Origin of the sequence: Robertmurraya korlensis (assembly GCF_023715225.1) — a bacterium.
Classification (GTDB): Bacteria; Bacillota; Bacilli; order Bacillales; family Cytobacillaceae; genus Robertmurraya_A.
The window spans coordinates 390194-411643 of record NZ_JAMBNS010000002.1; the positions used below are offsets into that span (position 1 = coordinate 390194).

Below are 21450 nucleotides of genomic sequence, written 5' to 3' on the forward strand. Positions count from 1 at the left end.
GTTTACTTCGACTCCTTTTCTTTATAAATAGCATACTGTTCTTCAAGGTTCTTAGGCATTTGCTCGTACATATTTTCCATTAGGTCTGTAACCTTCTGTTTTGGTGCCTCGTCTGCCTTTTTGATTGCTTCTTTAATATCTTCTTTTGCTCTTTCAATTACTTCGTTTTCTTTTTCTTCATTCCAGATTCCTTTTTTCTCAAGGAACTTACGGAAGCGTACAAGTGGATCCTTTTTCTCCCACTCGTTATCTAGATCAGAAGTACGATATCTTGTTGGATCGTCTCCTGCCATTGTGTGTGGACCATAACGATATGTTAGGGTTTCGATAAGTGTTGGACCTTCACCGTTAATTGCTCTTTCACGAGCTTCTTTTACTGCAGCATATACAGCAAGAGGATCCATACCGTCTACTTGAACTCCAGGGATACCAGCTGCTACTGCCTTTTGAGCAATGGTCTTAGCTGCTGATTGCTTCTCAACTGGTGTAGAAATAGCAAAGCGGTTATTTTGAACGACGAAGATAGCTGGCGCTTTGAATGCACCTGCAAAGTTAATTCCTTCATAGAAATCACCTTGTGAAGCTCCACCGTCACCTGTGTAAGTAATTGCAACTGATTTAGCTCCACGCTTTTTCATACCTAAAGCTACACCAGCAGCTTGGATAATTTGTGCACCAATAATGATTTGCGGAGAAATTACATTTACACCTTCAGGAATTTGATTTCCGTGGAAGTGGCCACGTGAAAATAGGAATGCTTGATATAATGGAAGTCCATGCCAAATCATTTGAGGAACATCACGATAACCTGGAAGGATGAAATCTTCCTTTTCTAACGCATATTGTGATGCAAGTTGTGATGCTTCTTGACCTGCAGTTGGAGCATAAAATCCTAAACGACCTTGTCTGTTTAAAGAAATAGAACGCTGATCAAGAATTCTTGTATACACCATACGACTCATTAATTCTTGTAGCTGCTCATCAGTTAGATCTGGCATTGCAGCTTCATTAACTACTTCCCCTTCTTCGTTTAACACTTGAATAGTTTGAAACTGCTCAGAGATTTGCTCGAGTTGCTTCGTTGCATCGAACCCTTGATTCTTCGTTTTAGAAGCCATCGGAGTCACCAATCCTTTCTTTGGTAGAAAAATAATAATAAAAGCTTAAAATACGCACAAAAATTAGGATACCCAAAATCAAATCTTCTTAGAAATAATCATCATTCTTAGAATTGACCTGTTCTAAACAGAGAGAAGCTATTATTTATTAAGTAGTTTCCCACAATTCTCGTTTAAAAAAACAGAAATTGTAGATTCAATGCTTATGATATTCTGTATCACTAACTTATGCAACAAAATTGATACAATAAATTGATTCGTTTCTTAGTTTACATCATTAAAAATACCCGCGTCAAATATTAAATTTGTGAGTTTTTAAATATATTCATAGTAATTATTATTTTAATGATATTCCTTTTCTGTATCAATCAATAATCACATCTGTACTATATAACATCTCCCTATTATACATCCTGTTATAAATCAAAAAAGCCGACCTTATTTGGTCGACTCTTCGATATCTAGTCCTGATAGTTCATAAAACGCATGTTTTATATCATTATATTCCTTCGTTAGCTCATTAAATTTTTCATTGGCAGCAATAACTTGTTCGTAAATTTGATTTATTTTAACTATTTGTTCCTCAAGTTCTGCTAAAGACCTTTCCTCTGCTTTTAACATATTATATAGATTTTTATCCTGCTCGAGTCCTTGTATATATGCTTTATAAAGCTCATCATGGGTACGATATCTTTCAGTCATTACTGAGTATAATTCGTCTGCTTTATTTTTTACTTTCTTCTCATCAATCTTTTCAATTAAAGGTTTTACTCGTTTAAATTCTTCTTCTGATTCCTCTAAGCTTTTTTGTTCATTGTTCATGTGAACTTGTCTTTTACCTACTATTTCTATAGCTTCATCAGATCTTTTTACAATATCATCAAGATCCTTTGTTCCAAGTTCCATTATTTCTTCATATAATCGTTGCTCATCCTTTTCTAACTGCACTAACGGTTCCTGCTGTTCTTCAAACAAAGCTTCTTTTTCTACCACATCTTCTAATACTTCGTGAATTTTTTCGGGAGTTGATTGAAAAGGACTACAGCCTGTCAAATACAGAATGAAAGAAACACATAAAATACCTAATAAAAATTGATTTTTACGCACAATTTAGCCCTCCTATAACAATTTAACTATATCTAGTAGTGGGACGAAAGACAATACTATACAATGCTTTTATTTTTAATAAATGGCTAGGCTTGTCCGTTTTTTTACATCATATTTCTCATCCTTGATAAATATGTATTAAATAAGCAAAATCCGGAAGAGATGATTAACTTTTAATCCAAACTTTGATAGACTATTATCGATAAACAACGGACAACTGAAGTCTTGTAACTTAGGAGCGTGTATTTTATGATTACAATGGATGATATCATACGGGATGGACATCCAACCTTACGTAAAGTCGCCGAGGAAGTTTCCATGCCTCCGTCTCAAGAAGATATTGAACTGTTAAAAGGTATGCATGAATATTTAATAAATAGCCAAAATCCAGAAACCGCAATGAAGTATCAGTTACGGGCTGGAATTGGAATTGCTGCACCACAGATAAATGTTTCGAAAAGAATGATCGCCATTCATGCAAAAGATGAGAAAGACCAAATTCATAGTTATACATTGTTTAATCCAAAAATTATTAGCCATTCTGTAGAAAAAGCCTATCTTACATCTGGCGAGGGATGTCTCTCTGTAGATGAAGCATTCCCCGGATTTGTGCCAAGATATTCAAAAATTACAGTAAAGGCATTTGACCTACAAGGAAAAGAAGTTAAGCTTCGATTAAAAGGAATAATGGCAATTGTTTTTCAACATGAAATTGACCACCTTAACGGCGTGATGTTTTATGATCATATCAACAAAAAAGACCCATATTCCGTACCTGACCATTCAATTGCCGTAGAAAGATAATTATGGCTGCTGGTAAAGCTACCAGCAGTTTTTTTTATGAATTCACTAAAATACCAACTTTATCCACGAGAAAATTGGTTAAAAGAGCATATAATATAAGTAGAAGAAATGCTTCCGGGACAAATTTTCTTTACTTTGGACAAGGATCGTTTAAATATTATTTTAAGGAGATGATCCACCATGTTAAAGAAGCTTAGAAAAAAGCTTGTTAGGCAGTGGAACGAATTATTACGTAAAAAAACAATCGCATAATTTTTCACCTTCCTGGCTTGGGGCTTCCTCAAGCCAGATCTTATACTATATATTTTTTCTAAGAGAAAGCCCTTCTAAACTTGCGAAGGGCTACTTCTTTATTGTAAAGTTAATCATTGTCACTACATATTCTTTTGCAATAATGTAAAAGAATGGTTAATTGCACATAATCCTACTATTTAATAAGAAAAAACATGAAATACATGTTATTTTTAGATATAATAGAAAAAGTTACTATCGGAACAAGGAGAGATTTCAAATGATTTTTAAAGTTTATTTTCAAGAAGACAGAACACAGGTACCTGTAAGAGAAAAGACAAAAACCGTTTATGTTAAAGCGGATTCAGAACGAGAAGTCCGTACAAAATTGGCAGACCGACCATACAATATCGAGTTTGTTACACCTGTAACGGGTGCATTCTTAGAGTATGAACAACAAAATGAAGATTTTAATGTATTGGAGATTGATTAATTTATGAAATTTGTTAAGAACGATCAAACGGCCGTGTTCGCCCTTGGCGGCCTTGGGGAAATTGGAAAGAATACGTATGCTGTTCAATTCCAAGATGAAATTATCTTGATTGATGCCGGTATTAAGTTTCCAGAGGACGAGCTACTTGGAATTGACTACGTAATACCTGATTACACCTACCTAGTGAAAAATGTGGACAAAATTAAAGGTCTTTTTGTAACACATGGACATGAGGATCATATTGGTGGGATCCCTTATTTATTAAGAGAAGTAAATATTCCTATTTATGGCGGAAAACTTGCACTTGGCTTAATCAAAAATAAGCTTGAAGAACACGGATTACTTCGCACGGCTAAATTAATAGAGATTAAAGAAGATGACATCATTAAGTTCCGAAAGACTTCAGTTACTTTCTTTCGAACCACCCATAGTATTCCAGATTCATATGGAATCGTAGTGAAAACACCACCAGGACAAGTCGTCCACACTGGAGATTTCAAATTCGATTTTACTCCTGTCGGGGAACCAGCTAACTTAACAAAAATGGCAGAAATCGGTAAAGACGGCGTGCTTTGTTTGTTGTCTGATAGCACAAACAGTGAAGTCCCGGATTTCACCATGTCAGAGAGACGTGTTGGTGAAAGTATTCAGGATATTTTTAGAAAGGTAGAAGGGCGCGTTATTTTTGCTACCTTTGCCTCTAATATCCACCGCCTTCAACAAGTAACAGAAGCTGCTGTAGCACACGGAAGAAAAATTGCTGTATTCGGTAGAAGTATGGAAGCAGCCATTCGCATCGGACAGGATTTAGGTTATATTCGTGCACCAAAAGATACATTTATTGAACCACAACAAATAAATCGAATCCCGGCTAATCAAGTAACGATTCTTTGTACAGGAAGTCAAGGTGAGCCTATGGCAGCTCTTTCACGAATTGCCAATGGAACTCATCGTCAAATTCAAATCAATCCTGGAGATACTGTTGTATTCTCATCTTCACCAATTCCAGGAAACACGGTTAGTGTAAGTCGTACAATTAATATGCTTTTCCGTGCTGGAGCAGATGTTATTCATGGATCATTAAACGATATTCACACATCTGGTCACGGTGGACAACAGGAACAAAAGCTTATGCTACGCCTGATTAAGCCTAAGTTCTTCATGCCAATCCATGGGGAATATCGCATGCAAAAAATGCATGCCAAACTTGCAGTGGATTGCGGAGTTGAAGAAGAAAACTGCTTTATTATGGATAATGGCGAGGTTCTAGCTTTAAGTGAAGATACCGCACAGGTTGCTGGAAAGATTCCATCTGGAAATGTTTATATCGATGGAAGCGGAATCGGTGACATCGGTAATATCGTTTTAAGAGACCGTCGTATCCTCTCTGAAGAAGGACTAGTTGTTGTTGTTGTAAGCATTAATATGAAGGACTTTAAGATTGCTGCTGGTCCTGATATCATCTCACGTGGGTTTGTGTATATGAGAGAGTCCGGCGACCTGATTAACGATGCTCAAGCGCTAATTTCTAAACATTTAAATAAAGTGATGGAAAGAAAAACAACACAATGGTCAGAAATTAAAAATGAAATTACAGACACCTTATCTCCTTTCCTTTATGAAAAAACAAAGCGTCGTCCAATGATCCTACCGATCATTATGGAGGTATAAAACTTAAAGCCACTCTATAAATGAGTGGCTTTTCTTTGCATTATTGGATAACTTTCTTTTCAAAACGATTGATGTCAACATCTGCACCAATAACGATTAAGACGTCATTTGCTGCAATAGGTTCATTGGCTTGTGGTGATACAATGATATTATTTCCTCGCTTAATAGCAACAATGTTAATACCGTATTTCGCACGAATATCCAAATCGATAATTGTATTTCCTACTAGACGATCACTTGCAACAATCTCCACAATACTATGCTCATCTGAAAGCTCAAGATAATCTAACACACTGTTTGATATGATATTATGCGCAATTCTTTTCCCCATATCTCTTTCCGGATGAACCACATGGTCAGCACCAATTTTTCTAAGTACTTTCTCATGATAATCATTTTGTGCTTTTACCGTAATATTGTTTACACCAAGTTCTTTTAAGATAAGCGTAGTTAAAATACTCGCTTGTATGTCATCCCCAATAGCAACGATCACATGGTCAAAATTACGTATACCAAGACTTTTTAGAACTGACTCATCAGTCGAATCTCCTACTACGGCATGAGAAGCAATCATAGAAAACTCATTTACTCGATCCTCACTATTATCAATAGCCATAACCTCCATACCCTCTTCAGCAAGAGCACGGCAAATACTTCCCCCAAAACGACCAAGACCAATGACAGCAAATTCTTTTTTCATAAAAAGGTTCCTCCGAATACTGTTCAAGTATTTTACCATTTTAGCACAAAGCACTAAAAGGAAAAAGCCCCCATCACCATTCGGGGACAATTCCATTAACCCGCTGTGTTCATGGTGAATTGTGCTCTTACAAGAGAATAGTATTCTCCTTGATAACTCATTAATTGTTCATGATTCCCCTGCTCAATTATTTCACCATGATCTAGCACAAAGATTTGATCCGCTTCACGTATCGTAGATAAACGGTGAGCGATAATAACAGCTGTACGGTTTCTTAATAAAGTCTTTAAGGCATTTTGAATCTTTTGTTCAGACTCTGTATCAATACTTGCTGTTGCTTCATCTAAAATAAGAATTTTAGGGTCTGCAAGCAACGCTCTAGCAAAGGAAATTAACTGTCTCTCCCCTACGGAAAGGACATTCCCTCTCTCCTCTACTTCTGTCATATACCCATTAGGAAGTCTTTCAATAAAACCATTCGCACCAACTGCCCTTGCGGCTTCTTTTGCCTCTTCCTCCGAAGCATCAGGGTTTCCAAATAATATATTTTCCATAATCGTACCGGAAAATATGAACGTGTCCTGTAGCACTACGCCAATTTGTTTTCTTAAACTTTTTAACGAAACCTCCTTTAAGTCAGTTCCATCGATGGATACTGTACCGCTGGTTGGGTCGTAAAACCTGCTAATTAGATTGGCAATTGTAGTTTTCCCTGAACCAGTATGACCTACCAGCGCAACGGTCTGACCGGCTTTCATTTCCAAAGATATGCCCTTTAGTGCTTTACGATTTGTATCGTAGGCAAACTCCACTTGGTCAAACTCGATTTGTCCCTGAATATTTTCGAGTTCAATGGCTGCTTCCTTCTGAGACACTATCGGCTTTTCGTCCAAGAATTCAAAAATACGCTCAGAAGATGCCATCCCCATTAACAATTGATTATATACTTGACCAAGCCTTGAAATGGGCTCCCAAAACATTCCTAGGTAGAAAGCAAAAGACACAAACTCACCGATTGTTATCGATTCATTTTGAATCAGACTAGCTCCAAACCAGATGAGAACAGCCGTCCCGACCGCATTCGTTAGTTCGACCATTGGGCGGAACATGGCGTTTTTTTGAGAGGCCTCTCTCCAGCTTTGAAAATTCTCAGTATTTACACCATCAAAAAACGCCATGTTCTCCTGTTCCTGTGTAAAGGACTGAGTAACTCTTATACCTTGTATACTCTCATTCAAATGAGAGTTTAATTTTGATTGCTTGAGACGTACAACCTGCCATGATTTTCTTATATTCCGTCTAAGACTTGTAGAAATAAAGAACATAATCGGTAAGATAACCATAATAGCTAATGTTAATTCAGGACTTAATGTAACCAATATAACCATTACACCTATCAGCAGAATTACATCCATTAAAAGATTAATAACTCCATTCGTAAAAAGCTCCTGAAGAGAATTGATATCATTCATTATTCTTACAAGTATGGAACCTGCTGATCTTTGGTCAAAGAATCGGTGCGAAAGGTTTTGCACATGGGTAAAGAGGTGTTTTCTTAAGTCATATATGACATGTTGACCAAGCTGATTCATCCATTTTATCCGGAAGAAATTCGCTATGTAAGAAGCCATATATAAACCGGAAATGATAACAACAAGTGTAGTTAGGAGTTTCGCATCCTTATTAACGATTGCTTTGTCTAACGTGTATACCCCTATTAATAGCGGGATAATAAGTCTTACAGCTGTGTTGATGAGTACCATCATCATAGAAAACGGTAGTAAATTTGTCCGATATGGTTTCATATAACTGAACAATCGCAGCATCTGACCCCAATTAAACGGTTTATCAATTATCTGGTCTTGTGAATACTCGAATCTTTTTATTGCATTCTCACTAACATGTGGTCGTTTCTTATTCATATGATCCCCCCTATCCGATATGCGGTTGCATAATTTGCTTTTGATCTTGGTATTGAATATCATACACGCGCTGATATAGTCCGTTTTGGTTTACTAGATGTTCATGGACTCCACGCTCTACAATTTTCCCTCTATCTAAGACTAGAATTTCATCAGCATGCTTAAGCGATGAAATTCTATGGGCAATGATAAATGTTGTTCGCCCTTTCATAACTTCATGAAGAGCTTGTTGTATTTTATATTCGGTTTCCATGTCAACAGCACTTGTAGCATCGTCTAAGATAAGTATACTTGGGTTCACACAAATCGCCCTTGCAATTGCTATTCGTTGTTTTTGACCTCCTGATAATCCCATTCCACGTTCCCCAAGCATAGTGTCATAGCCATCAGGTAACTCCATAATAAAATCATGTGCTTGAGCCCTTTTCGCTGCTTCAACGATCTCTTCCATTGTCGCCTCAGGTCTTCCATAAGAGATGTTTGCTTTAATGGAAGACGAAAACAGAAAGGATTCCTGTAACACAAACCCAATATTGCTTCTCAGAGATTTAAATGCATAATTATTTACCTTCTCACCGTCAATTAATACTTCTCCTTCATTAACGTCATAAAATCTAGTGATGAGCTGTGTAATGGTGGTTTTACCTGACCCAGTAGCGCCTAAAAGTCCAATTTTCTTTCCAGGCTCAGCAACAAAAGAAATATCATATAAGGCCTCAGAATCATCCTCCGTGTATTTAAAGGTAACATTCTTAAATTCAACCTTTCCTAGCAATCTATCAACAGCTAATTGCCCATCTTTCTCCTCAATTTCTCCCTCTGCATCAAGAATTTCCAAAAGCCTTTCCCCAGATGCTTTCGATTGAGAAAATAAATTAATGACAAAACCTAAGTTCATAATTGGCCACATAATGTACCAAACCAAACTGTAAAAGGCCACCAATTCTCCAGGTTTAAGCTCTTCTTGGATGACGAGGTAGCCCCCGTAAGATAACAATAAAACCACACTTATATTCCCTAGCAACTCCATTAGTGGAAAATACTTTGCCCAAATATCGGAGGTGAAAATATATTTATCCTTGTAGTCACCATTTGAATGGTTAAACTTTCCAATCTCAAAGTCCTCTCTTGATAATGACTTCACCGTGTTGATCCCACTAATATTTTCTTGTACTTTTGTGTTTAATTTTCCAAAGGATTTTCGAATTCCTCTAAATGCAGGATGAACCGCTTGATCGAATTTATAAACAACCACCGCTAAAAACGGGAGTGTGATCAGAGTAACCATGGTTAGTGGAACAGAGTAGTAAAACATTACACCAAAAGTAATACCAATTAAGACAATAAAGCGAATCAATTCTGAAAACCCAAATGAAAGAAAAAAACGAAATCCTTCTACATCTGCCGTTAACCTAGACATAAGATCTCCGGTTTTGGCATTATCGTAATAACGAAAAGGTAAATACTGCAGCTTTTCATAAAGGCGATTTCTCAATTTATAAACGGAGGTTATTCCGAACAAGTCTCCTGTATATTGGTGAATATACGTTCCAATCCCCTTAATCACCATAACACCCACAAACCCTAAGCTAACGATTGGAATCCATTCGTACCTTCCCCCCAGCACTATGTCGTCAATCGTTATTTGAAGAATAATTGGGTATATTACAGTGATTCCTGTAATAAGTAATAAAAATGACATTGACCATAAGAAATAGCTTTTATAAGGCCAGTAAAATTCTTTCAGCTTTTTGAAAACCTCCATGAAAATCCCCCTTCATTTGTCAGAATTTCTAAAAAATTCATGAACATAGTAATAAATATATCGGTTTTCGAAATAAATTTCCACCCTTTTACAACATTTTTTCATATAAAAAAAAGACTAGGGATCCCTAGTCTTTCAAAATTCTACTCGGCTTTTTCCATTTCATCTAAAACACGATTTACGCGTTTTTCTAGCATTTTCATTCCGCTTCCACCAGCTTGGAAATGACGAAGATTTCCATCTTTATCAAATACATAGTAAGCAGGTACATATTGATTTTCAAATGCTTCCGTTAATTTATGTTCGCCGTCAACAAAGATTGGTTGTGTAATTCCATGTTCGTCAGCCGTTTTCTTGATTGCTTCAAGATCCAGATCTTCTTCACTTCTTGGCATATGAACAGCGATAACATTTAATTTATCCTTATAATCATCACGGAATTGATTCACTTGTGGCATTGCCTCTTTACATAAGTAACAGCTTACTGACCAAAAGTGAATTAATGTAGGCTTTTCTCCGACTAAGTCAGCTTTCGCTACCTCACCATTTAACCATTCTGTTGCACCAGTTAACTCTGGCATTGGGGCTCTAAGTTTCATTTTACAACTCTCCCTGTAAATAGTTTTCATAACTTAAAGAAAAGACCTAACATTACGTTAAGGCCTTTTCCACTTTTGTTGATTAAAGAGTTTTTTGACCTGGCTTCCAGTTTGCTGGGCAAAGACCACCAGTTTGTAGTGCTTGAAGCACACGTAATGTTTCATCTACGTCACGACCGATATTGTTGTGGTTTACTACAGAGTACATCATTTCTCCTTCTGGGCTGATGATGAATAGACCACGTAATGCAATACCTTCTTCTTCAATTAATACTCCATATTCACGTGAAACAACATGGTTTGTATCAGCAGCTAAAGGATATTTAAGATCACCAAGTCCGTTGTCTTTACGATCTGTGTTGATCCAAGCTAAGTGAGTATGAATCGTGTCAGTTGACACTCCAATTACTTCAGCATCAAGGTCTTCAAACTCATCGTAACGATCAGACAATGCAGTAATTTCTGTAGGACATACGAAAGTGAAATCCATTGGGTAAAAGAATAGGACAGTCCACTTGTCGTTTTTCATGTTTTCTTCAAGACTTACTTTACCGAATTCCTTATTTGCAAGTACAGCATCCATCGCAAAGCGTGGAGCTTGTTTTCCTACCATACGTTCTGCCATTATAAATCCCTCCGTGTAAAAATATGTAGATATTGTGAAAAAAAATACAAATACAATTATAGTAGTAACCTACTGCTTGAGTCAATTGTTATGAAGGAATAGATGTTAAAAAAGAGTTATTATTATTAAATTAGCACCTAACCCACTATATGGTTTGCCCTATTTTTTTGTAAAATAAACTCTCTTATATTAATTTCCTTTATAATTTAAGTATGAGGTTAGAAGCATAATCGCTTTCTCAATTGCGCCTTCATTTGGATTTAATTTTGAATGATGAAGTCCATACTCTGACTCAACTCCCAGCCAAAACATAAAGCCAGGTATCTCTTCTAGCATGTATCCAAAATCTTCTCCTGTCATCGCTTCCTTACATTCAATCACCTGAACTGAGGATTGTTCCTCGACAAAATTCATAAATTCTCTTGTTAAGGAATGGTCATTATATACTTGATGATACATACTACCATAATCTATCTTAACCTCGCACTCATATCCAGTAGCTACCCCTTGAACGATAGATTCAATTCTTTTCTTCACTTTTTTCATCGATTCAACCGAGAGGGTACGTATTGTGCCTTCTAGTCTTGCCTTCTCAGCAATGACATTTTGAACAGTCCCACCAGTAATTTTTCCAATCGTTATAACGGCACTATCCAATGGGTCAACATTTCTACTGATAATCGTTTGTAGTTGACTTACAAGGCTGCAAGCGGCAATCACCATATCATTCGTTTGATGAGGATAGGCGGCATGTCCACCTTTTCCGACTAAGTCGATAAAAAGTTCAGATGTATTGGCAAATAAAAGGCCTTCTCTCGTTGCAATTGTACCAACAGGATACTCCGGTGCAATATGCAGGGCAATAATCATATCAGGCTTCCACTCTTGCATTTCCCTTGACTTCAGCATAGGTTCTGCCCCGCCAGGACCTTCCTCAGCAGGTTGAAATATAAACAGCATGTCATCCTGAATAGGGTGGTGGACAATGTGAGTTAAAACTCCTAATCCAATACTCATATGAAAATCATGGCCACAAGCATGCATTTGTTCTGCATGAGTAGACTGAAAAGGAAGCAACGTTTCTTCTATTATTGGCAGTCCATCAATGTCGGCACGATAACCTATTAGTTTTTTTGGGTTTTGCCCATGTACCTTTACAAATAAACCTGTTTCCCATTTCTTTACTTCTAACCGCTCTTTTGGCAACGTTTCAATATATGATAGTAAATATTTCTGCGTTTTAAACTCCTGAAAGCCAAGCTCAGGGATTTGATGCAAGTCTCTCCGAATCTGAACAAACGGATTACTCATTACTTCTCCCCCTTTATTTAAGGAGAAAGCGTGGATAGGAATCCACGCTCTCAAAAATGTATTATAGTTGACGTAACGCTTGGATTACTTCCGTTTTTGATAAGGTTTTCTCATCTGCTTGTTTGATAACACGAGCAGGAACACCTGCAACTACTGCACCAGCTGGAACGTCCTCGATAACAACTGCACCAGCAGCTACACGAGCACCTTTCCCAACGCGAATTCCTTCTAGTACAACAACGTTTGCTCCAATAACAACATCGTCTTCGATTACTACAGGGCTTGCAGAAGGCGGTTCAATAACGCCTGCTAACACAGATCCAGCACCGATATGGCAGTTTTTACCTACAGTAGCTCGTCCTCCTAAAACAACGTTCATGTCGATCATCGTTCCTTCACCAACTACCGCACCAATGTTAATAGACGCGCCCATCATGATAACAGCATTGTCACCAATTTCCACTTGATCCCGAATAACAGCACCTGGCTCAATACGTGCCTTAATGTTTTTCATATCTAAAAGTGGAATAGCTGAATTTCTTCTGTCATTTTCAACAACATAGTCCTCAATTTTTCCTTTATTTGCTTCTAATGCTTCACTTACTTCGCTCCACTCACCAAATACAACTCCTGTATTTCCAGTGATAAAGGCCTTTGCGCTTGCACCAAAGTCAATTCCTTCAAGATCACCTTTTATGTATACCTTAACTGGTGTTGCTTTTTTGCTATTTTGAATAAACGAAATGATTTCGTTTGCATCCATCATTTTCATTATTTTCCCTCCAATTTGTACAATCTAAAAATTACTTTAACAAACAACCGCATTCAAGACAAGTGAGAACCCTTTAGCTTTCATTAATAAATTCTTTAATAATTTCCACAAATGCTTGGACTTGTTTTAGCTTAAAGGAAGATTCATACCCCATAAGCCAAGTGTCCCGTCTTAAGGGCATTCCGGCTTCGTCAAGTAGCGGAATCTTAAATATATCATTATCCATCTGATTTAATGTAATTGCCGGTAATATGGCAAAACCAATTCCATTTAAAGCCATCTGTTTACATGTTTCAATTTGATCCACAACTAATGTTCTTTTTGGTGAAGTTTGAAAATTACGGTACCACCAATCTTGGATTTCCTGAAAATAATTGGAATCGCTTTTAAACTGAATAAATGGCCGATCTGTTTTCAATACCTGCTCCGGGCTAGTAATCACCTTATCCACTAAATAGAGACTATCTTCGAACAAATGCATCTTTACGCCCTTCCACTCAGGTGTTCCACGGATGATTCCAATATGTGCCTGATCTTCATATAGCGCCTTTGAAATCTCACTACTCCAGCCGGTTATTAGAGCTATTTTTGCATGAGGATATCTGTTCATGTATTTCTTTAGTACTTTGGGAAGCCAGTTTTGACCAACTATGGAAGCTACAGCTATTTTTAACGTTCCATATACTTCTGTATCAAGACCGTGAATCGCTTCTTTTACTTTTTCTTCTTTCCCTAATACTTCGTTGGCAAACTCAATAACAAGTTCTCCTGCCGGTGTTAGTGTTAATCCCTTTTGTGAACGAATAAATAGCTTAGTTCCCCATTCTTTCTCAATTGTTTGTAGTCTTTGGGAAAGGGCAGGCTGAGAAACAAATAATCGCTCAGCGGCTTTTCTCATATTCATTTCAGTTGCTAGTACGGATAATAGTTGAAACTCTGATAGTGTAGACACAACATCCCTCGGTTAATAAGTTTTACTTATATTATAATTGAAAAAAGCCCCCAAATGGGAGCATATCTTTATTTATTTAATTTTTTTATATGCTTATTTAAGTGAAACAAAACAGTTCTGCGAGTTAAAATTCCTTCAAAAATCCCGTCTGAACTTTCGATACAAATAAACGGGTGATCAATAAGAGTTTCAAGAGAGCTTTGTATACTGGCATCAATTGATATCCGAGGAACATCTTCATTCATGACCTCTTCCACCTTCTTTTCCTCAAGCTTCTCAAACTCAATCCGCTCAAGACCTAATATAGACTCCATAATAATCGGAGTACTTATTAATCCATGAAGCTTATAATGTGGATCAAGAACAGGTATAGCCGTATAGCCACTTTTTGTTAACACCAATAAAGCATGTTCTAAATTGTTTTTAACTTGCACATGTGCAACGCGTTCAGATGGTATCATCAAATCTCTAATATTAATTTCTAAAAATTCCCCACTGTGAAGACTTATCATTGTCGAAAACTCCTCATCTCTTGTTTTCAGCTATATTTATTTTATCACAGTTTGAAAGGGTTTGCTCTTTTTAACTTCTTTACATACAAAAGGGACCATTAAATGGTCCCTCTATGTATAGGTGGTTACTGTATGAGATCAAAGATTTCAATAGTAATCATATCGATGTTGTCGAATTGGTATCTCTTCGGTTTTTCTTTGTCATTGTATACTTCTAGTTCAAATGTTTCTGTTTTTGGGTGAAAAGTAACCTGACACTTTCTTTCTCCATTAACTTCAAAAAAGCGTTGAGCTGGCTCACCTGAGCTCGCTTGCTCTTGAAGATTTTTTAAACGCGTAATGATTCCTTGAAGCTGCGACATACTCTCTCTCCTTTCGAAACAAACCTATTCATACTCCTAGGTTTCTCTTTTGACATGTTTCTATACGAAAAAAGAAATCAGAAAATTCGTGCCATCCTTCTTTACATGCCAATATTAACAGCATAAAATAATGAAGGGTATTTGTACAAGGAAAAGTATAAAAAAGGAGGTTTTTTTTTGAAAAATGTAGTGAAACTCCTCGAAAATTTGTACATTATTGACGGTCATGACTTAGGACTTATGAATAGAACGGGTAGCTACGTTCTATTTGCCGACGAACTTACTATCATCGAAACGAGTGCTAGCCCCTCTGTCCCATACATCCTGGCTGGATTACAGGAACTAGGGTTCAAGCCTAGTCAGGTCAAGAACATTATTGTTACACATATCCATCTTGATCATGCTGGTGGTGCTGGGCTCTTACTACAATCCTGTCCGAATGCAACTGTCTATGTTCACCCTGCTGGTAAAAAACATTTAATTGATCCTATTAGATTAATTGCTGGAGCAAAAGCGGTGTATGGAGATCGATTTGATGAGCTGTTTGACCCAATCGTTCCTATTCCTGAAGATCGTATAAGGTCGATGGAACATGAAGAAAAGCTTCAAATAGGTTCACATCATGTACTCACCTTCTATCACACACCGGGACATGCGAATCATCATGTTAGTATTTTTGATGAATTCAATAAGGCACTCTTTACAGGAGATACTGCGGGTGTATACTATCCGGACTTAGAAGATACAGGTGTAAAGCTTTATTTGCCATCAACTTCGCCCAATCAATTTCATCCTGACAAAATGCGTCAGTCTCTTCATATGTTCAGCGAGCTAAAACCGCAATACCTCTGTTTTGGGCATTATGGAATTACTGAGCAACCCAAAGAAGTGTTTATACAAGTAGAGAGCTGGCTTGATCGTTTTGTAGAGCAAGGTAAAAAAGCATATGAAGCTCGTACTTCTTTTGAAGACCGTGTTCAATTAGCCTTTAATTACTTATATGAAATGATACAAGATCATTTAGAATCTTATTCTATATCAAAAAAACATAAAGTAAATGAGGTCATCTCTTTAGACTTGAGTATATGTGCTATGGGATTAATTGATTTTATCGATAAACAAAAATAAACCTAGAATAGAGGAATACAATGAACAAAGTTACCTTATACACCCAGCCTGGCTGTCCCCCTTGCGAATTTACGAAAAACTTTTTTACTGATCAAAATATCTCTTATGAAGTAAAGGATATTAAAAAAGATTCATCCGCTCGAGATGAATTAATTAAGCTTGGTTCTTACTCTACACCAACCATTGTAATTAATGGAGATGTGATTATTGGATTTGAACAAGAGAGAATTTTAAAAGCGCTTGGTCTATCAAACAAAAACGAGTAGAGCTTTTATTTCGCTCTACTCGTTTCCAAATGCTATATAATGATTGAAAAAGCTCGCGGTCAGCTTTATATGGTGAAGAGTACTAATCATTAGTGCTTGAAATGGATTGTTTTTTTCAAGGCTACTCTTTTTGTTCTCTTCTTTTTCAGGAACAATATCTGTGGATGGATTAAAATCGTACAAATAATCACTTACCTTCCAATCCCCTGTATTTTCCTTTTTCAAAATGATCGCTTCATAATGGTCTTTGTAAGATACCGGTCCCTCATTTTGCCCTTCAAAAAATTCATACACATAAATACTGTTTTTATTTATAACTATTTCCGTTCGGTCAGAAAATTGAAAAAACGGAATGTAGTAAGGTGCAAAATCTGTTCCATATGTAAACTGTAATCCATTTTCCTCCACAATATTTTCCTTTTTAAAAAGCTGATTATAGGAATCCGTAAAGTAAGGCTTTAAAATCGAATTTACTTCTTCTTCTGTTCTTCCTTCTTCGCTTAACGTCACTTGCGCCTGAAACGCTTCATGTAAAAAACCAAGAACATCTTCTCTGGTTTCAATCGTTGAATTGGAAGCAGCTTGTCCAATTAAAGGAAAAAAGAATAGAATGGAAAATACCAATAATAGCATACGTTTTTTTCGACTCATAAGCTCACTTTCCCTTCCTCGTAATAATTTCCATTTTAACAACAATTCCATCCATTGATGCACGCATTCGTTCGTAAAATAACGCGCTAATCTGACATTTATATAGATGAAGTTACCCTTTGTGACAACAGATATAACTTTTTATGAAGAAAAAGGCGAAAAAATAAGGAAAAATACCTACAAAGAGAAAAAAAGTGTCTCACAAAGACAAAAAAACCCCTAAAATAGAGGTTTTTACGAAAGATTATAAAATAAAATAATTAGAATCAGCAGCAAAAAGAATATCCCATATGTTAGAAAAACCGGATTTCGCATATAAATATGCGATTGTACCTTTGTGGGAAGAGGTGTATCCGACTCTGGTTTTAATTGCTTTGGTCTTCTTGTGACGGCTAAAGTATACCCTAATGAAAAAACGAGGACACCCATGGAAATAAATAATAAGATTGACATATAGGTACTCAAGGAGAACTCCTCCTTTATATTTTGTCATATCTATACGATTCCACAATCGTCCTCGTTTATTCTTTTTATGAGAAGGGCAAATTATAACAAACCATCGTTGTCATAAAGAAAGGCGTACGAAAGGTCAATAAACAAGTAATGCTTTGAACTTAGTGGGTAAGAAAATGTTCGAATGTTATCACCAATTTCAATATCGCTGTATACATCTGATAAAATGCCTTTTTTCTCTAAGCGCATTTTATGAATATTTTCTAAAAAATAAGGTCTCCAGCTCCAGTTTTTATTCATATATTCGGCTTGGCTAACCCATTCGTGATCACCTTTAAATAAGTTTGGTGATACTTGGAAACCATCTTCGTCACAAATGTATAAGCGAAAAGCGATTGAATCTAATTCCTTCGTTAAGGATCCTAAAAATTCCTCATACTTTTCTTGCTTTTTATATTTGGACACCAAGTCCTGCATTCGAAGTTGAAAAGATTCTGTGATTTGATGTAAAGTTTCTATTCGTTTTTTCTCATAGGCAATAAAACGGTGAAACTCTTCTTTTAGTTTATCCTTTAAAATGGTACGTCCTACAAAATCTTTAGCAGGTTTATGTAAGTAAAATCCTTGGTAATACCTGCCTCCATTTTTCCAAGCGAATTGGAGTTGGTAGACCATTTCAATGTTTTCAAAGAGCAAGGTTGCACCAATTTTGCGCGCAAGTAGTGAAAGTGAGTACAAGATATCTTGAAACCCTTGCGAAGCACGATTAGAACGAAGGGCACGCAAGTCCACTTTCAAAATATTAGGAGAAAGCTGGCCAATTCGATCCAAGTGACTGCTTTCATGACCAAGCTTATCTATCGCTATTTTAATCCCTAGCGTCTTTAAATAATTTAGGAAATGATCTAGTTGATCAAGCTCACCTTTATAATTAGCTTCTGAAATTTCAAGCACATATCTATTTAATGGCAACCCAAGCTCTTCGTATTCGTGCAGTACTTCTAAAAAAGGATCATCCGCCCCCTTCATCAACAAATCCGCATCTCTGTTAATAAAGATTAAGAGGGGTTCATCAACCTCTAGAAAACGGTCGAGTGCTTTTTTTAATACAACCTGGTCAACTTCCGTTCGATATTCTTCGGGAATACTTGAGTCATGAAAAAACGGACCAAGGCTAATATATTCCGAGCCATCATAATATCTTCCTAATACCTCATAACCAATAACCTGGTGTTCATCCGCACTGAATATCGGTTGAAAAAAAGGCAGTACATTTTCAAGATCTGTTAAGATATCCAATGCATCCAATTACGATCGCTCCTTACATCCATCTTTTCAATAATTATACCATAAAAAGGCTTAATATTCCTTTTCCATGAACCTCTTCCATAAACCTTACCTTATAATCACCTTTCCTTTTTTGCATTCTAAGCTTAACCACCGAAAGGAAGGTACAAAATGAAAATAAAATCAATATTTCTATCCGTTCTTTTAGTGATGAGCATTCCTTTCTCAGCATTCGCTCAGAATAACGCTTTGCTGGATGTTCCTTTAATCAAGCAAAATCCAGAGTTAAGGTATGGTTGTGAGGTTACAAGCCTCGCTATGATGCTACAATTTGCTGGAGTGCATACAAATAAAATGGATCTTTACAATAAAATAAAAAAGGACAATGATCCATTGGTAAAACAAAATGGTGATATTCTACGTTGGGGAGATCCAGATGTAGGATTTGTAGGTGATATGACTGGCCAAAGAGCTGGATATGCGGTATTTGATGGACCCATGATTGATTTAATTAATACTTATCTGCCGGGAAAAGCCATTAATTTAACCCGTAAACCTTTTCATGAACTTGAAGCACATGTTGCAAAGGGCTTTCCAGTTGTAGTTTGGACAACTGGTGACTACCGTTTGCCAGACAGACCAGAATCTTGGATGCATGGTAATAAAAGAATAGATACACCTCTAGATTTGCATGCGGTCGTTCTTGTTGGCTATGATCAATCATTTGTTTATTTGAATGATCCTTTATCCGGTAGAAAACAGGTAAAAGTGAATAAGCCACAATTTCTACAGTCCTGGAACGCATTAAAAAATAGGGCGGTTAGCTATCAATAAAAATAACAGGCTAGTTACTAACTAGCCTGTCTTCTTATCTTAAAATGGATGCTGATTAAGCCATTGCCCACCGTCCATCGTAATACACTCTCCATTAATATACTGGGCACCATCTGAGCATAAAAAGTAGGCCAATTCAGCGATTTCTTCAGGAGTACCTAGTCTTCCTAGCGGCACACTTGAAAGAGTTCGATTGGCTGCCTCTTGGGACTCCCATAACCTTTGTGCACCACCTGTTCGTTCAATCGGTCCAGGTGCAATAGCATTCACTCTTATGCCATATCTTTGCCCCCACTCAACTGCCAGTGTTCTTGTCATGGAAAGTACCCCTGCTTTTGCAGCTGCTGAATGAATTACTCCCGCACCTGCATTCCAGGCATATGTAGCAACCATATTAATGATATTCCCCTTGATCCCTTTACCAATCCAATACTTCCCTACCTCGCTGCTACAATAAAACGTACCGTTTAACACAATATTTATTACGGAATTCCATCCATTCACAGACAGTTTTTCCGCTGGACATATAAAGTTTCCGGCTGCATTATTAATAAGAATGTCTATCCGCCCGAATGTTTCATCAGTCAGTTCGACCATTCTTTTAACGTCCTCCACTTCTCTAACATCCATTTTTATAGTTAGTACTTGGTCATTTTCTTTTTCAATTTCTTTTTTGGCCGCTTGTAGTTTTTCCTCATCTCTTCCTGTAATGACCACATAAAAACCGCTATCAGCAAACTTTTTCGCCATGGCTTTCCCCATGCCCGATGACCCGCCTGTAATAATAACAACTTTCCTCTCCATCTTCCATCCCCCTTTTATCAAAAAAGAATGAACATTCATTCATATATATTTTATCATTTTTTATCCTTCATCTGTATACATATATTTCATGGACATGTATTTAATCACGCCTTTTTAGTTCTCATATCACCATGATTTTGTTAGTATAAAGTGGATTGTCCTAAATTTTGAAATGAGAATAGGTTGATTAGCAATGAACACAAAAATGTCGAGAAGACGATTTTTGAAAAGAGGGATAGGCAGTTTGTTAACGGGAATTGTTGCTGTCGGTGGAGGTGGCTTCTATGCTCGAGAAATTGAGCCTAAGCTATTAACGATTAAGAAACATACCATCACTCACCCCGTTATTCCCAATGGTTTCAACGGCTTTAAAATACTTCAATTCAGCGATACGCATATTGGATTTCAATATGATTTATCCCAACTTAAAGAGTTGGTCAATAAAATAAATTCCCTTGAGCCCGATATGATTCTTTTTACGGGTGATCTTATGGATACACCTAATCAATACGCTGAAATTAACTCCATCGCACCTATTTTAAAAAATCTGCACGCTCCGTTTGGTTCTTTTGCTATATATGGGAACCATGATCACGGAGGCTATGGATCAGATTTATATAGAAATGTTATGAAAGAAGCTGGATTTACCCTTCTATTAAATGAGGCTCATCAAGTCTCTCTGCTTACAAATGAGAATTTGTATATTGCTGGGATCGATGATGCAATGTTAGGCAGGCCAGATATTCAAGCCACATTGGAAGGCATTCCTGATGATGCTTATACCATCCTTTTATCACATGCACCTGATTTAGCCGACCAGGCTGCTGACATAGGAAATGTTCAACTCCAATTAAGTGGACACAGTCATGGTGGACAAATTCAAATTCCATTTTTAGGAGCTATTATTAAGCCCCCGTTTGCAAAAAAATATTATGAAGGATTTTATCAAATTGGACAGACTACTGATCCTTTGACTTTATATGTAAATAGAGGCTTAGGTACAACTAGGCTTCCCTTTCGGTTTCTCTCTCCACCCGAGATTACTTTATTTACTCTTCAAACCCTACAAAAATAAAACAGACC

General features: G+C 36.9%; 23 protein-coding genes. 7 read left to right on the top strand and 16 right to left on the bottom strand.

Features of this window, described 5'->3' with window-relative positions:
* Positions 1–2 precede the first annotated feature (2 nt).
* Together pdhA and M3175_RS06400 are read right to left on the bottom strand one after the other, a co-directional pair.
* Positions 3–1118, bottom strand: coding sequence for a pyruvate dehydrogenase (acetyl-transferring) E1 component subunit alpha (pdhA, locus tag M3175_RS06395; RefSeq protein WP_251516140.1), 1116 nt, complete (start codon positions 1116–1118; stop codon positions 3–5).
* 438 nt (positions 1119–1556) lie between these two features.
* A complete protein-coding gene (locus M3175_RS06400; RefSeq protein WP_251516141.1) occupies positions 1557–2225 on the bottom strand; it encodes a YkyA family protein in 669 nt (222 codons plus the stop codon).
* Positions 2226–2474: 249 nt separating this feature from the next.
* Between M3175_RS06400 and def the strand changes: the two genes are divergently transcribed.
* From def to rnjA, 3 genes are all read left to right on the top strand, one after another.
* The gene (def, locus tag M3175_RS06405) at positions 2475–3029 is read left to right on the top strand and encodes a peptide deformylase (protein WP_251516142.1); all 555 of its coding nucleotides are present in this window, start codon (positions 2475–2477) and stop codon (positions 3027–3029) included.
* A 511-nt stretch (positions 3030–3540) separates the two neighbouring features.
* On the top strand, positions 3541–3753 hold the full coding sequence (locus M3175_RS06410; protein ID WP_251516143.1) for a DNA-dependent RNA polymerase subunit epsilon: 213 nt from the start codon (positions 3541–3543) through the stop codon (positions 3751–3753).
* 3 nt (positions 3754–3756) lie between these two features.
* The gene (gene rnjA, locus M3175_RS06415) at positions 3757–5424 is read left to right on the top strand and encodes a ribonuclease J1 (protein WP_251516144.1); all 1668 of its coding nucleotides are present in this window, start codon (positions 3757–3759) and stop codon (positions 5422–5424) included.
* A 40-nt stretch (positions 5425–5464) separates the two neighbouring features.
* Here the strand turns inward: rnjA and M3175_RS06420 are convergent, their stop codons facing one another.
* The 10 genes from M3175_RS06420 to M3175_RS06465 form a co-directional block, all read right to left on the bottom strand.
* A complete protein-coding gene (locus M3175_RS06420) occupies positions 5465–6124 on the bottom strand; it encodes a potassium channel family protein (RefSeq protein WP_119707379.1) in 660 nt (219 codons plus the stop codon).
* A gap of 95 nt (positions 6125–6219) precedes the next feature.
* Positions 6220–8046: an ABC transporter ATP-binding protein gene (locus M3175_RS06425; RefSeq protein ID WP_251516145.1), complete on the bottom strand. Its 1827-nt coding sequence runs from the start codon at positions 8044–8046 to the stop codon at positions 6220–6222.
* A gap of 10 nt (positions 8047–8056) precedes the next feature.
* Entirely contained in the window at positions 8057–9811 is a 1755-nt protein-coding gene (locus M3175_RS06430; RefSeq protein ID WP_251516146.1) for an ABC transporter ATP-binding protein, read from the bottom strand.
* A gap of 143 nt (positions 9812–9954) precedes the next feature.
* Positions 9955–10410, bottom strand: coding sequence for a TlpA family protein disulfide reductase (locus M3175_RS06435; protein ID WP_251516147.1), 456 nt, complete (start codon positions 10408–10410; stop codon positions 9955–9957).
* Between the two features lie 82 nt (positions 10411–10492).
* Positions 10493–11035, bottom strand: coding sequence for a peroxiredoxin (locus tag M3175_RS06440; RefSeq protein ID WP_251516148.1), 543 nt, complete (start codon positions 11033–11035; stop codon positions 10493–10495).
* 189 nt (positions 11036–11224) lie between these two features.
* Positions 11225–12346, bottom strand: a complete 1122-nt coding sequence (locus tag M3175_RS06445; protein WP_251516159.1) for an N-acetyldiaminopimelate deacetylase — start codon at positions 12344–12346, stop codon at positions 11225–11227.
* A gap of 61 nt (positions 12347–12407) precedes the next feature.
* Complete coding sequence (gene dapD / locus M3175_RS06450; protein ID WP_119707373.1) at positions 12408–13118, bottom strand: 2,3,4,5-tetrahydropyridine-2,6-dicarboxylate N-acetyltransferase; 711 nt, start codon at positions 13116–13118, stop codon at positions 12408–12410.
* A 73-nt stretch (positions 13119–13191) separates the two neighbouring features.
* A complete protein-coding gene (gene ccpC / locus M3175_RS06455; RefSeq protein WP_371321662.1) occupies positions 13192–14070 on the bottom strand; it encodes a transcriptional regulator CcpC in 879 nt (292 codons plus the stop codon).
* A 68-nt stretch (positions 14071–14138) separates the two neighbouring features.
* Positions 14139–14582, bottom strand: a complete 444-nt coding sequence (gene cbpB / locus M3175_RS06460; protein WP_251516199.1) for a cyclic-di-AMP-binding protein CbpB — start codon at positions 14580–14582, stop codon at positions 14139–14141.
* Positions 14583–14707: 125 nt separating this feature from the next.
* Positions 14708–14944 (bottom strand): YkuJ family protein, encoded by a 237-nt coding sequence (locus tag M3175_RS06465; RefSeq protein ID WP_066059865.1) that lies wholly within the window; start codon positions 14942–14944, stop codon positions 14708–14710.
* Between the two features lie 177 nt (positions 14945–15121).
* Between M3175_RS06465 and M3175_RS06470 the strand changes: the two genes are divergently transcribed.
* Positions 15122–16072, top strand: coding sequence for an MBL fold metallo-hydrolase (locus tag M3175_RS06470; protein WP_251516202.1), 951 nt, complete (start codon positions 15122–15124; stop codon positions 16070–16072).
* A gap of 20 nt (positions 16073–16092) precedes the next feature.
* The gene (locus M3175_RS06475) at positions 16093–16338 is read left to right on the top strand and encodes a glutaredoxin family protein (protein WP_251516205.1); all 246 of its coding nucleotides are present in this window, start codon (positions 16093–16095) and stop codon (positions 16336–16338) included.
* A gap of 15 nt (positions 16339–16353) precedes the next feature.
* Here the strand turns inward: M3175_RS06475 and M3175_RS06480 are convergent, their stop codons facing one another.
* The 3 genes from M3175_RS06480 to M3175_RS06490 form a co-directional block, all read right to left on the bottom strand.
* Positions 16354–16989: a DUF3993 domain-containing protein gene (locus M3175_RS06480; RefSeq protein WP_251516207.1), complete on the bottom strand. Its 636-nt coding sequence runs from the start codon at positions 16987–16989 to the stop codon at positions 16354–16356.
* Positions 16990–17223: 234 nt separating this feature from the next.
* A complete protein-coding gene (locus M3175_RS06485; protein ID WP_251516210.1) occupies positions 17224–17454 on the bottom strand; it encodes a hypothetical protein in 231 nt (76 codons plus the stop codon).
* A gap of 81 nt (positions 17455–17535) precedes the next feature.
* Complete coding sequence (locus M3175_RS06490) at positions 17536–18750, bottom strand: EAL domain-containing protein (protein WP_251516213.1); 1215 nt, start codon at positions 18748–18750, stop codon at positions 17536–17538.
* A gap of 189 nt (positions 18751–18939) precedes the next feature.
* Between M3175_RS06490 and M3175_RS06495 the strand changes: the two genes are divergently transcribed.
* Entirely contained in the window at positions 18940–19563 is a 624-nt protein-coding gene (locus tag M3175_RS06495) for a C39 family peptidase (RefSeq protein WP_251516293.1), read from the top strand.
* 39 nt (positions 19564–19602) lie between these two features.
* On the opposite strand, the gene fadH is transcribed toward M3175_RS06495, so the two are convergent.
* Entirely contained in the window at positions 19603–20367 is a 765-nt protein-coding gene (gene fadH, locus M3175_RS06500; protein ID WP_251516216.1) for a 2,4-dienoyl-CoA reductase, read from the bottom strand.
* Between the two features lie 193 nt (positions 20368–20560).
* Between fadH and M3175_RS06505 the strand changes: the two genes are divergently transcribed.
* Positions 20561–21442, top strand: coding sequence for a metallophosphoesterase (locus tag M3175_RS06505; RefSeq protein ID WP_251516219.1), 882 nt, complete (start codon positions 20561–20563; stop codon positions 21440–21442).
* The last annotated feature ends 8 nt before the right edge of the window (positions 21443–21450 follow it).